The 12,265-nt window shown below is 68.3% G+C and carries 11 protein-coding genes; 3 read left to right on the top strand and 8 right to left on the bottom strand.

Features of this window, described 5'->3' with window-relative positions; translation table 11 throughout:
* Positions 1–220: 220 nt before the first annotated feature.
* From ACR4XJ_RS15405 to ACR4XJ_RS15395, 3 genes are all read left to right on the top strand, one after another.
* Positions 221–1,228: a 4Fe-4S binding protein gene (locus tag ACR4XJ_RS15405; protein ID WP_434756036.1), complete on the top strand. Its 1,008-nt coding sequence runs from the start codon at positions 221–223 to the stop codon at positions 1,226–1,228.
* A gap of 233 nt (positions 1,229–1,461) precedes the next feature.
* Positions 1,462–2,319, top strand: coding sequence for a zinc metalloprotease HtpX (locus ACR4XJ_RS15400; RefSeq protein ID WP_434756035.1), 858 nt, complete (start codon positions 1,462–1,464; stop codon positions 2,317–2,319).
* 137 nt (positions 2,320–2,456) lie between these two features.
* A complete protein-coding gene (locus tag ACR4XJ_RS15395; RefSeq protein ID WP_333506362.1) occupies positions 2,457–2,882 on the top strand; it encodes a PaaI family thioesterase in 426 nt (141 codons plus the stop codon).
* Between the two features lie 50 nt (positions 2,883–2,932).
* On the opposite strand, the gene ACR4XJ_RS15390 is transcribed toward ACR4XJ_RS15395, so the two are convergent.
* From ACR4XJ_RS15390 to murG, 8 genes are all read right to left on the bottom strand, one after another.
* Positions 2,933–3,727 (bottom strand): DUF4851 domain-containing protein, encoded by a 795-nt coding sequence (locus ACR4XJ_RS15390; protein WP_434756034.1) that lies wholly within the window; start codon positions 3,725–3,727, stop codon positions 2,933–2,935.
* Positions 3,728–3,874: 147 nt separating this feature from the next.
* On the bottom strand, positions 3,875–4,702 hold the full coding sequence (locus tag ACR4XJ_RS15385; protein ID WP_434756033.1) for a DUF4851 domain-containing protein: 828 nt from the start codon (positions 4,700–4,702) through the stop codon (positions 3,875–3,877).
* A 313-nt stretch (positions 4,703–5,015) separates the two neighbouring features.
* Complete coding sequence (gene ftsZ, locus ACR4XJ_RS15380; protein ID WP_434756032.1) at positions 5,016–6,308, bottom strand: cell division protein FtsZ; 1,293 nt, start codon at positions 6,306–6,308, stop codon at positions 5,016–5,018.
* 43 nt (positions 6,309–6,351) lie between these two features.
* Complete coding sequence (gene ftsA / locus ACR4XJ_RS15375; RefSeq protein WP_333506366.1) at positions 6,352–7,578, bottom strand: cell division protein FtsA; 1,227 nt, start codon at positions 7,576–7,578, stop codon at positions 6,352–6,354.
* Positions 7,579–7,648: 70 nt separating this feature from the next.
* Positions 7,649–8,488, bottom strand: a complete 840-nt coding sequence (locus ACR4XJ_RS15370; protein ID WP_434756031.1) for a cell division protein FtsQ/DivIB — start codon at positions 8,486–8,488, stop codon at positions 7,649–7,651.
* Positions 8,479–9,399 (bottom strand): UDP-N-acetylmuramate dehydrogenase, encoded by a 921-nt coding sequence (gene murB / locus ACR4XJ_RS15365; RefSeq protein WP_434756030.1) that lies wholly within the window; start codon positions 9,397–9,399, stop codon positions 8,479–8,481. The genes ACR4XJ_RS15370 and murB overlap by 10 nt, the downstream gene beginning before the upstream one ends.
* A gap of 1 nt (position 9,400) precedes the next feature.
* A complete protein-coding gene (gene murC / locus ACR4XJ_RS15360; protein WP_434756029.1) occupies positions 9,401–10,768 on the bottom strand; it encodes a UDP-N-acetylmuramate--L-alanine ligase in 1,368 nt (455 codons plus the stop codon).
* 312 nt (positions 10,769–11,080) lie between these two features.
* Complete coding sequence (gene murG / locus ACR4XJ_RS15355) at positions 11,081–12,229, bottom strand: undecaprenyldiphospho-muramoylpentapeptide beta-N-acetylglucosaminyltransferase (RefSeq protein WP_434756028.1); 1,149 nt, start codon at positions 12,227–12,229, stop codon at positions 11,081–11,083.
* Positions 12,230–12,265: the final 36 nt, after the last annotated feature.

Genomic DNA, 12,265 nt, shown 5'->3' with positions numbered 1-12,265 from the left:
GCGGTCCACCGTGACCCAGGTCACGGACGTTTCCTCCCCCACGGGTCACGGTAGCGGCGGGCATCCGCCCTGCCACGTCCTGTCGCGCGCCGCAACTGTCGCCTGCCCGACGGACACCCCCGCCCGCAAGGCGCAGAATGGCCGCGCGGGGTGAATCCCGCCCGCCAATCCAGAGGCCAGACGGCCCCGTTTCGCCAGTCGCAGCCCCAAGGAGCATTCCGTGCCGCGTTCCCGGTCCCGCCTGCTGTCCCCCGCCCGTGTCCGCCTTGGCGTGCAGGCCGCCTACACCCTGTTCCTGCTCTACGCCGGATGGCGCTTTTTCCTGTACGTGCGCTGGGCCATGGGCGAAACCGAAGATTTCACGCCCAAGCCCCCCTCCGTGGAGGGCTTTCTGCCCATCAGCGCGCTGATCGCCTTCAAGCGGCTGCTGTTCACCGGCCAGTGGGACCCGGTGCACCCGGCCGGGCTGTTCATCTTCATTGCCGTACTGCTGATGGCCCTGCTGCTGCGCAAGGGCTTCTGCGGGCACATCTGCCCCGTGGGCTTCGTGTCGTCGCTGCTGGCCCGGCTGGGCGCGCGGCTTCGCATCGCCCGGCGCACCGGACCGCGCGCGTCGCGCCTGCTCTCGCTGCCCAAGTACCTGCTGCTGGCGGGCTTCGCGTGGATTTCCGTGGTGTCCATGGATGTGGAATCCATAGAGGGCTTCCTGCTCTCGCCCTACAACTTCGTGGCGGACACCCGGATGCTCCAGTTCTTCCTGGCACCCAGCACCACGGCGCTCACGGTGTTCGCCGTGCTGGGCGCGGGCTCGCTGGTGCTGCCCTACTTCTGGTGCCGGGTGCTGTGTCCGTACGGCGCGCTGCTTTCGCTGCTGGCGCGCCTTTCTCCGGTGGCGGTGCGGCGCGACGCGGCATCCTGCGTGGACTGCGGACGCTGCTCGCGCGCCTGCCCTGCCGCCCTGCCCGTGCAGCGGCTGGAGCGGGTGTCGTCCGGCGAATGCGTGGGCTGCACCGAATGCATCGCCGCCTGCCCCGTGGATGGCTGCCTGTCGGTGACCCTGCCCGGCAGGCAGCGCATGCCCGCGTGGTCCATCGCCGCCGGGTGCGTGCTGGCGCTGCTGGGCGCGTGGGGCGTGGCGCAGGCGCTGGGCATGTGGGAATCTCCCCTGCCGCAGGCCATGGTGCGCCGCTTCCACATGATGTTGCAGGTGGGCATGATCACCCACTAGATGATGTTGCGGCGCATCCGTGCGGCATGCCGGTGCTCCCCCCCCTTGCCATCTCCCGCTGCGATATTACATAGTTGCGCAGGCGGCAGGACGTGCCGCGCGGCCATGCGGCCCGGCGCGTCCACCCGTATCGGCCACCGGACTTTTCCAGACCACCGGCCGGTCCCGGACCAGCCGCCCGACATCCAACCGCGCGGAGCATCCCGCGCCTACCCACGCAAGGAGCACAGACCGTGACCAGTCAGATCAAGACCGCCATGCTGCTTGCCCTTCTTTCGGGCATCATCATCGTCCTTGGCGGGGCCATGGGCGGCAAGACGGGCATCATGATCGCACTGATCCTGGCCCTGGTGATGAACGTCGGCAGCTACTGGTATTCCGACAAGATCGTCCTTTCCATGTACGGCGCGCAGGAGGTGGCCCCCCACGACGCCCCCATGCTGCACGCCATGGTCGAGGAACTGGCCGCCCGCGCGGGCATTCCCAAGCCGCGCGTGTGCGTCATTCCCGAAGACGCCCCCAACGCCTTCGCCACCGGGCGCGACCCGGCCCACGGCGTGGTGGCGGTAACCCACGGCATCATGCGCATCCTCTCGCCGGAAGAACTGAAGGGCGTGCTGGCCCACGAGATCGGCCACATCGCCAACCGCGACATCCTGGTGCAGACCGTGGCCGGGGTTCTGGCCTCGGTCATCGTGTCCATCGCCAACATGATGCAGTGGGCGGCCATCTTCGGCTTTGGCCGCGGCGACGACGAAGAAGGCGGCACCAGCCCGCTGGTGGCCATCATGATGGCCATAGTGGCGCCCATCGCCGCCTCGCTGATCCAGTTCGCCATCTCGCGCTCGCGCGAATATCTGGCCGACGAGACGGGCGCCTCGCTGTCCGGCAACCCGCTGTACCTGGCCGGGGCGCTGGGCAAGCTCCAGGCGTGGTCGCAAAAGGTGCCCATGCAGCACGGCAGCCAGGCCACCGCGCACATGTTCATCGTGAACCCGTTCAGCGGCGCGCGCATGGCCAGCCTGTTCAGCACCCACCCGCCCATGGAGGAGCGCATCGCCCGCCTGCAGGCCATGGCTGCCCGGCGCTGACAGGACCGCCCGGCGCTGACAGGACCGCCCGGCGCTGACAGGACCGCCACCCGGTGGCGCGCGCGGCACGCATCGGATATACAAAGGGGCGGGACATGGTCCCGCCCCTTTTCCTGCCAACGTCCTCTGGAGGCCCCGTGAGCACCGTCCATGAAGACCTCGTGTCCTTCGTCGAGCAGCACGTGGACTGGCACCGCCACCTCGGCATCCGGGTGGAGGAGGTGCGCACCGGCTACGCCCGGCTGCGCCTGCCCTTCCGCGAGGAATTCGCGGGCAACAAGTCGCGCGGGGCGCTGCACGGCGGGGTCATCTCCACCCTGGCCGACATCTGCGGCAACGTGGCCCTGTGGACCCACTTCGGCCCCAACGACATGGTCTCCACCGTGGACATGCGCGTGGACTTCCTGCGCCCCGCGCCCTTCGCCGATCTCATCGCCGAGGCCGACGTGCGCTTGCAGGGCTACCGCATCGGCAACATCTTCGTGCGCATCGCGTCGGAATCCGCGCCCGGCGTGGCCGTGGCCGAAGGCCGCATCGTCTGCTACGTGAAGCGCGCCGAATAGCCCTTCCGCCCTCCGCCAGACCGCGTCAGCGGTCGTCCCCCCTCTCCGCGTCAGCGGTCGTCCCCCCTGTCACGCTCCAGTATCCCCAGCATGCGGGTGATCTCGCGGCGCTTCACCTGTTCCGGGGCGGCGTCCAGCCGGGTAATGTCCCTGCCCTTGGCCCAGTCCCCGCCGGGCCGCTCCAGTTGGAAGGCCCGTTCCGCCCGCGCCTCGAAGGCCGCCAGCGCGGCCGGGTCGTCCAGCACCGCCGGATGGCCGAAGCGGGGCGCGCCCTCGCCTCCCAGTTCACCGGCACCCTCCAGCGGTTCGCGGTATTCCACCACCACCTTCACGTGGCGCAGTTCCGCAAGCCCGGTGAACCTGCGCACCAGCGCGCCGGAACGCCAGGGGGCGGGATCGTCGCCGAAGGCCGGGGCCAGAGCGTCCCTGTCCGGCGGCAGCGCGAAGGTGGCGGCGCGCATGGTCATGCCCGCCAGTTCGCCGGTGGCGGTGCGCACTTCGGTCAGGCCCGACGACACGTCCAGCGGCCAGCGGTATTCGCTGGAGGCTTCCGCCAGCAGGGCCGCCAGGCGGGCCGGTTCACCGCTGCCGTCCCTGCCCGGCGCGGCGTGCAGGGCGTAGTACACCCTGGCCGAACCGGTGGCGCTGGCCGTTTCCGGCGCGATGTCCGCCACGCCCGCCCCGGCGGACGCCAGCCCCGCCGCCGGACGCACCAGCAGCGCGGGCCGCGCCGACGAGGCCAGCATGTCGCCCGCCAGCCCCCGCCGGACGGGGTTGCGATACATGAGCGCGTAGACGAATCCGGCCAGCAGCAGGACGACGGCGAGGGCTATCAGCTTGGGCATGGGGTTCCCCTGACGGTTCCGGGCGCACGCGAGGCGCACGGAGGCAAAAGAATCGGCGGCGGACGAGGCTGGCGGCGGAGAACGCCGGAGAATATCCGGGGGCAGGATGCGGCGCGCGGCCGTCCCTGCCCCGGTTGCCGCCCTCGGTTACTTTTCGCTGGGCAGGTTGCGGATGGGCTCCATGCGCCCGGCCATGCCGGCCAGATTGCGCACGTGCACCTTGCTGGCGTCGAACACGAAGTTATCCGCCGTCACGCCGCCCTCGGGATAGGCCACCACCGAGAAGGCCGCGCGCGACCGCGCCTCGAACTCGCCCAGCAGGGCCGCGGCGCGTCCCGAGGGCTGCTGCCCGGCATCCAGCGCATCGGCCAACTGTTCGCCAGCGCCCGCAGGCACGGGCTCGCGGTATTCCACCACCAGCTTCACGGCGCGGAAGTCGGACAACTGGATATAGCGCCGCACCAGCCAGCGCCATTCGCCCTCGTCAGGGGCCAGCTTCGGAGGCGCGGGCAGCATGGCCGCGAACGGGTCGGCCGAGGCGGGCATCAGGAAGGTGGCTCCGGCGAAACGGGCGGGGCCGGTGGCGTACCCGTCGCGCCGCACTTCTCGCCAGGGGCTGGAAACGTCCAGTTCCCACTGCCAGCCGCTGGGCACCTCGCTCAGCAGCACGGCCAGTTGCCGCTCGCGCGTGGCATCGGCGTAGAACGCCCAGCCCGCGTCAACGTGGCGCAATCCCAGTTCGGTATCCAGCAGGGGCGATGCCGCCCCGTTGCCCAGCAGGGTGAACCCGGCGGCCGGACGCACCAGCACCGGCGGACGCGACGATGAAACCACGGCGTCGCCGCTCAGCCCCCGGACAAGCGGGGCGCAAGCGGTGGCCAGCAGGGCCGCCACCAGCAGAAGCAACGGGAGAACCAATGAAGGCCGTGAGGCATGGGTAGTGGGGCGAACCCCGGAAAGACGTTGCGTCAGCATGGTTGTCTCCTTTGCGGGCAGTCACGCACGGCATACAGCGTAACCACTGCCGTGAAAAAATCCAGCCCCCGCAACGAGAAAAGGCCGCCCCGTTGGGGGCGGCCCTCCCGTAAACCGTGCCCGGGATGGAGAGGCGTCTTCTTCGTCCCGTGCGCGGGGTCTATCGTGCGTATCGTGCGAGCAGGGCGCGTGCACACCCGGCGCCCGCAGAGTCCCCCCCGGTTTGCAACGCCGGTTCCGCTGGGCCGGGCGGCCCGCATCGCCCTTTCCGCGCGGCGCGGAGAAGGGACGCGGGCCGTGGAGCTTTTTCCCGCTAATCCGCCTGCTTGCGGATGAAGGACGGAATCTCGAACTCGTCCTCGTCGAAGATGAAATCCTCTTCGCCGGGAGCGTGGTTGTTGACGCGGTTCACCGTGGTCTGCACCTGGCCCTGCTTGCGCAGGTAGGCGGGAATGTTGCGGTCGTCGTCCGAGAAGCCGCCCAGGCCACGCGGCTGGGTCATCGGCTGCGCCGACTGCGCGGCGGGCTTGGCCTGCGCGTGCTCGGCGCGCGGCTGCGCGGCCGAACGGGGTGCGGGCTGGGCCAGCGAGCCGCCCTTGCGGAACGGGGTGACCGTGCCCGACTTGCCCGCGCCTTCCACGCCCACGATGCCCGCGTCGATGCCGGTGGCGATGACGGTGATGCGCATTTCCTCGCCCGCCGCGTCGTCGAACACGGTGCCGAAGAAGATGCGCGCGTCCTCGTGCGCCGCTTCCTGAATGATGCCCGCGGCTTCGCTGACCTCGTCGATGGTCAGGTCGGGCCCGCAGGTGATGTTCATGAGCACGCCGCGCGCGCCGTCGATGGACACGTCTTCCAGCAGCGGGCTGGTGATGGCCTTCATGGCGGCCTCGCGGGCGCGCGATTCGCCGCGCGCGATGCCCGCGCCCATCATGGCCAGGCCCGATTCGCCCATCACCGCCTTCACGTCCGCGAAGTCCAGGTTGATGAGGCCGGGCACCATGATCAGGTCGGAAATGCCCTTCACCGCGAAGTACAGCACTTCGTCGGCCTTCTTCAGCATTTCCACGAAGGTGGCCTTCTTGGGGGCCAGCGACAGCAGGCGGTCGTTGGGGATGGTGATCAGGCTGTCCACGTGCTCGCGGAATTCGGAAATGCCGAGTTCGGCGGCTTCCAGGCGCTTCTTGCCTTCGAAGAAGAACGGCTTGGTTACCACGCCCACGGTCAGCGCGCCCATTTCCTTGGCGGCCTGCGCGATGACGGGGGCCGCGCCGGTGCCGGTGCCGCCGCCCATGCCCGCGGTGACGAAGACCATGTCGGCCTCGCCGATGGCGTCCTTGATGGCGCCCATGCTTTCAAGGGCGGCGTCGCGGCCGATGCCGGGGTTGGCGCCCGCGCCGAGGCCCTTGGTCAGCTTGTCGCCGAGCTGGATCTTGAGTTCGGCGGAAGACCGGCTGAGGGCCTGGATATCGGTGTTGGCCGCGATGAAGGTGACGCCCTTCAGCGCGGAGGATATCATGTTCTGGACCGCGTTGCCGCCACCGCCGCCGACACCGATGACCTTGATCTTCGCAGTGCTTTCGGCATCGATCTCGTGAAATTCCATACGCCTCTCCTTGTCCGAATGACTGGTCCGCTGGACCCACGGTTTACGAGATGTCGGAGAACCACTTGCGCATGCGCGACAGCACGCGGTTGAACACGTTTCCGTCGCGGATGCGGAACTTGAGCTCGAGGCCCTCCTTTTCGGCGCCGTAGCGCAGAAGCCCCACGGCGGTGGCGAACTTCGGGCTGTTCACCACGTCGCGCAGCCCGCCCACATTGCGGGGGTAGCCGATGCGGGTAGGCATGTTGAATATCTGCTCGCCAAGTTCCTGGCACCCGTCGATGAGGGCCGTGCCGCCGGTCAGCACCACGCCCGCCCCGATCATGCTCTTGAAGCCGGAGCGGACAAGTTCCTGGTCCACCAGCGACAGGATTTCCTCCATGCGGGGTTCGCAGATTTCGGCAAGCACCTGGCGCGACAGGCGGCGCGGATCGCGCCCGCCCACGCTCGGCACCTCGATGAGGTCGTCGTTGCGCACAAGGTCGGCCATGGCGCAGCCGTACTTGACCTTGATCTTTTCGGCCGAGACCATGGGGGTGCGCAACCCGAACGCGATGTCGTTGGTCAGGTTCTGTCCGCCCAGCGCAAGCACGCCCGTGTGCTTGATGGAATCGTTGGAGAACACGGCGATGTCGGTGGTGCCGCCGCCAAGGTCCACGAGGGCGACGCCAATCTCCCTCTCTTCCTCGGTGAGCACGGCCTTGCTGGAGGCCAGGGCCTCGAGCACGATGTCCGACACGTCGAGCCCGCTCCTGTGGCAGGAACGCACGATGTTCTGGGCGGACGTCACGGCGCCCGTCACGATGTGCACCTTGACCTCGAGCCGCACGCCCGCCATGCCGAGCGGGTCGGCGATGCCGCGCTGGTCGTCCACGATGTATTCCTGCGGCAGGATGTGGATGACCTCGCGGTCCAGCGGAATGGCCACGGCTTTCGCCGCGTCCAGCGCGCGTTCGACGTCTTTCGGGCCCACCTCGCCGCCCTTGACGGCGATGACGCCATGACTGTTGAAGCCCTTGATGTGGCTGCCCGCGATACCCGCATAGACCGAACGGATTTCGCAGCCGGCCATCAGCTCGGCTTCTTCGAGAGCTTTCTTGATGGACTGGACGGTCTGCTCGATGTTGACCACCACGCCCTTGCGCAGGCCGGTGGAGGGACTGGTGCCGATGCCGACGATATCGACCCCGTCGGGCGTGGCTTCGCCCACGACCGCGCAGATCTTGGTGGTACCGATATCAAGGCCGACAATCAGATCCGACTTGGGCATCTGCTACTCCTGTTTACGCGATGCCGAACGGGTGCCATGGGGGCTGCCCGTGCGGTTTCGCACTGCCGGGTCAGCCGCCGAGGGCGGCGTCCTTCTGTACCCAGACGTTGACGCCCCCCGCCTTCACCTCGCGCACCTGCTTCAGTTCGCCCCGACGGGCAAGGTCGTCGAGCACCTTACCCAGCCTGTCGAGGTTGCCGCGCCAGTCTTCCAGCGCGACGCTGAGCCGCAGGTCGCTGTTTTCCAGATATAGTTCCACGCCCTTGCCGGGGCTCAGGCGCACCCACGAAACCAGGGCGATGTCCACGGGCAGCCTGGCCCGCTTCAGATCGCCGGTTATCTCGGGCAATCGCTCCAGCGCTTCCTCTGCCCCCGTCTCCACTTCCAGCGTGGGCAACGAGGTGAACCGGCCCGCCCCCACCGGGGCGATGATGTTGCCGTGTTCGTCGGCGTAGAGAAGCTCTCCTCCGCGCTGTACCCAGAACTTCGGCTCCCGTTCAGCGACTTTTATCGCAAATCCGTCCGGAAGCAACCTTTTTACGGATACTTCCGTAATCCAGGGGTTGCGCAGCAGGCCCGACTCCATGTCCGCGATGTTCACCGCAAGGCTGTTCGAGCCGGGGGCAATGCCCGCCAACGCCAGGATTTCCTCCTGTCTTAACCTCAAATTGCCGGAGACTTCAATAGATTTGACTGCAAAATATTCAGAACTCGTCGCATATCTGTAGACATACAGCAAACCTATGCTTATTCCGACCAGAAGGGACACGGAAAGCAGCATGGTGAAGATCCATTTGACGAACGACAGCACTCCGTTGCTCGGATTCAGCGTAGGCTTCTGCGGCTTCACGCTTTTTCTGCTGTACGCATTCTTCGCGCCCTTCTTTCCGCGCGACAATGCTACCACCATGACCAGACCTTCACTTCAAGTTCAAGATCGACTCTGAAACGTTCACTCACGGCAACTCTTGCCAACTGCAATAAACTGAAGGCCTCTTTTGCAGTGCCGTTTCCTTCGTTGATCATGAAGTTGGCATGCATTTTCGAAAATGCCATTCCGCCGATACGGTATCCTTTTAAGCCCGCCGCATCCAGCAACTTTCCAGCGGGGTTCTCCGCCGAGGGATTGCGGAATACGCACCCCGCACTGTGGGCCAGCACCGGCTGCGTCGCTTTCTTCTTCAGGTAATTGCCGCGCATGGCCGCATGCACCACCGCGCTGTCGCACCGCGCCAGGGCGAAGGTGGCCGAAGTGACCAGGAACCAGCCGCCCAGCGGCGCGCCCGAGGCGTCCAGCACCTCGAACTGCCGGTACCCGTACCGGAACCGCTCGCGGCCCAGGGTCACATGGCCCAGCGCGGGCGAGAACACCGAGACGGAATGCAGCGCGGCGCCGCATTCGCAGCCGTAGGAACCGGCGTTCATGGCCACCGCGCCGCCCACCGCGCCGGGTATCCCCGCCAGCCCTTCCATGCCGCAAAGGCCCCACGCGGACAGGCGCGACACCAGGCGCGGCAGCCGCTGCGCCGCGCCCACGCGCACCAGCACGCGGCCGTCCTCCGTCTCGCCGGTCACTTCCGGCGCGGCGTCGAAGGGGCCGCCGTCCGCCAGCGTCACCACCACCACGGGCAGTTCGCCGTCGTCGGCCAAAATGTTGCTGCCGCAGCCCAGCATGCGTGGCTCGCCGCCAAGGCGCGCCAGCGCTTCGGGCAGGCCGTCCAGGTCCCCGGGCCCGGCCGCGCGCGCCTCCGCCAGCGCCCTGCCGCCAAGGCGGAGCGTGGTGCGGTGCGCAAGCACGGGGCCGTCGAGAACCTTGAGCATGCTATTCCCCTTCCAGGTAGCGGGGACCGATGGTGGTCACGTTGCCCGCGCCCAGCGTCAGCAGCAGGTCGCCGGGTTGCAGCACTTCGGGCAGCGCCGCCAGCACGGAATCGAAATCCTGATGGTAGGTCACGTCGGTCTTCGACACCTGGCGGATGCCCTGGGCCAGGCTTTGCCCGCTCACGCCGGGGATGGGCTTTTCCGACGCGGGGTAGATTTCCGTCAGCAGCAGCTTGTCCACCCCGTCGAACACCTTGCAGAATTCGCCGAACAGGGCCTGGGTGCGGGTGAACCGGTGCGGCTGGAACACCACCACCAGCCGCCGGTGCGGGAAGCACTGGCGCGCCGTGGCCAGGGTGGCCGCGATTTCCGCCGGATGGTGGCCGTAGTCGTCCACCACCAGCACGCCGTCGCGCTCGCCCTTGCGCTCGAAGCGCCGCCCCACCCCGCCGAACCGGGCCAGGCCCGACACGATCTTCTCGGGCGCGATGTCGCACTCCAGCGCCACGCCGATGGCGGCCAGGGCGTTCAGGATGTTGTGGCGGCCCGGCTGGACCAGGCGCACCTGCCCGATGTCCTCGCCGTCGACGATGACGTTGAACAGGCTGGTGTCCGCGCAGGCCAGCACCTCGGCCCGGATGGCGTTGTGCTCGTCGAAGCCGTAGGTGACCACCGGGCGCTTCACGCGCGGCAGCAGGCGGCGCACGCCGGGGTCGTCGCCGCAGACCACGTTCATGCCGTAGAACGGCACCTTGTTCATGAAGTCCACGAAGGCGTCGTCGATGGCCTGCTGCGAGGGGTAGTGGTCCATGTGGTCCATGTCCACGTTGGTGACCACGGTGACGATGGGGAACAGGCACAGGAACGAGCCGTCCGATTCGTCCGCCTCGGCGATGAGGTAGGCGCCGTCGCCCAGGCGCGCGTTGGCCCCGTAGGCGTTCAGCCGCCCGCCGATGATCACCGTGGGGTCGGTGCCCGCCTCGTCGAAGATGGCCGCTGTGAGCGAGGTGGTGGTGGTCTTGCCGTGCGTGCCCGCAATGGCAATGCCCGTGCGCAGGCGCATCAGTTCGGCCAGCATCTCGGCGCGCGGAATGATGGGAATGCCCCGCTTGCGCGCGGCCGCCACCTCCGGGTTGTCGTCGCCGATGGCCGTGGACTTCACCAGCACCTGCGCGTCGGTCAGGTTGCCCTCGCCGTGGCCGATGTAGATCTCGGCCCCCAGCTTGCGCAGGCGGCGCACCACAGTGCCGTCGGACATGTCCGAACCGCACACCTCGTACCCAAGGTTCAAGAGCACCTCGGCAATGCCGCTCATGCCCGAGCCGCCGATGCCGACCATGTGTATTTTCTTGATCTTGTTGTTATTCATAATTTTTCATGTTGCCTTTCGCGTTATTGCGGCCGCTGGCGAAGGCAGGTTCTGTTTTTTACGCCTCCGGCGGGCAAGGACGGCAGCCGTTAGACGAGTCTTCGAGTCTTACGGATGGCGATCGCAACGCGGCTTCGCCCCCTGCACCCCCTTCAATGGGCCATTCTTACGCCTTGCAGTGTGCATCCGAGCTATCAACGAATGCTGAAAAAAACTTTCTCATCGGGGTGCAGGGGGCGAAGCCCCTTGCCCGCCGGAGGCAAACAAAAAAACCGACTCCCCCCTCGCGATGAACACACGAAAAACTCCAACCTACTTGCGCCCCGCGAGGATGGCTTCCATGCCGTCCACCACGGCGGCGGCAGCCTGCGGCCTGCCCATGGCGCGGGCGGCGCGGCCCATGCGGGCCAGACGCTGGCGGTCGGACAGCAGTTCCACCAGCACGCGGTCCAGAGCCACGGCGGGCCTGCCGTCGGGGCCGGGGGTGACGTTCTTCTGCTCCACCACCAGCGCGGCCCCGGCGTCGGCGATATGCCGGGCGTTGTGCAACTGGTGGTCGTGGGTGGCGAAGGGAAACGGCACCAGCACCGAGGGCTTGCCCGCCACGGCCAGTTCGGCCACGGAAGTGGCCCCGGCGCGGCACAGGACAAGATCCGCCCAGGTGTAGGCGCTGGCCACGTCGTCGATGAACGCCTCGACGCGGGCCTGGGAAATCCCGGCCTGCTTGTAGCCCGCGCGCACCCGTTCCCAGTCGGCGGTGCCGGTCTGGTGCCACAGTTCCACTCCGGCGTCGCGCAGGGCGGGCAGCGCGGCCACCACGGCATCGTTGACGGCGCGGGCGCCAAGGCTGCCGCCCATGACCAGCAGGCGGCGCGAATGGGCGGAACGCGGGGCGTCCCCGGCTCCGTGGGCCTCGTCCCCGGCACCTTGGGCCGCACCCTGCGCCCCGGCCGCGACGATGGCCGCGCGCACCGGGTTGCCGGTGGCCACGCAGCGCCGCGCGGGGAACACGCCCGCCGTGTCCGGCAGGGACAGGAACACCCGCTGCACCACGTGGCCCAGCAGGCGGTTGGTCAGTCCGGGGATGGCGTTCTGCTCGTGAATGGCGGCGGGCCTGCCGCACAGCCGCGCGGCCAGCACCCCGGCGAAGGCGGCGTAGCCGCCGAAGCCCACGGCGATGTCCGGGTCGAACCGGCGCACCACGGACACCGCGCGCCACACGCCAAGGGCCATGGCCCCGGCGGCGGCCACCGCGCGCAGGCCGCGCCCCATCACCCCGCGCACCGGCAGGCCCACATACTCGAGCCCGGCGCGGGCCGCAAGGTCGGCCTCCGGCCCGTATTTGCCGCCCAGGAACAGGATGCGGGCCTTGGGATGACGGCGGGTGATCTCCTCGGCCACGGCCAGCGCCGGGAAGATGTGCCCCCCGGTTCCGCCCGTGGTGAGGATGACGCGGCGCATGGTGTTTCCTCCGGTGTCTCGTGCGGTGGTGAAAAC

Source organism: Nitratidesulfovibrio sp. D1 (assembly GCF_051133415.1).
Taxonomy (GTDB): domain Bacteria; phylum Desulfobacterota; class Desulfovibrionia; order Desulfovibrionales; family Desulfovibrionaceae; genus Cupidesulfovibrio.
Note: the sequence above shows the minus strand (reverse complement) of the source record. Positions and strands in the feature narration are given on the sequence as shown.

Coding starts and splice junctions, on each gene's coding strand:
- ACR4XJ_RS15390 (WP_434756034.1), bottom strand. CDS start 3,727: ATGCCCAAGCTGATAGCCCTCGCCGTCGTCCTGCTGCTGGCCGGATTC.
- ftsA (WP_333506366.1), bottom strand. CDS start 7,578: ATGCCCAAGTCGGATCTGATTGTCGGCCTTGATATCGGTACCACCAAG.
- ACR4XJ_RS15385 (WP_434756033.1), bottom strand. CDS start 4,702: ATGCTGACGCAACGTCTTTCCGGGGTTCGCCCCACTACCCATGCCTCA.
- ftsZ (WP_434756032.1), bottom strand. CDS start 6,308: ATGGAATTTCACGAGATCGATGCCGAAAGCACTGCGAAGATCAAGGTC.
- ACR4XJ_RS15370 (WP_434756031.1), bottom strand. CDS start 8,488: ATGGTGGTAGCATTGTCGCGCGGAAAGAAGGGCGCGAAGAATGCGTAC.
- murG (WP_434756028.1), bottom strand. CDS start 12,229: ATGCGCCGCGTCATCCTCACCACGGGCGGAACCGGGGGGCACATCTTC.
- murB (WP_434756030.1), bottom strand. CDS start 9,399: ATGCTCAAGGTTCTCGACGGCCCCGTGCTTGCGCACCGCACCACGCTC.
- murC (WP_434756029.1), bottom strand. CDS start 10,768: ATGAATAACAACAAGATCAAGAAAATACACATGGTCGGCATCGGCGGC.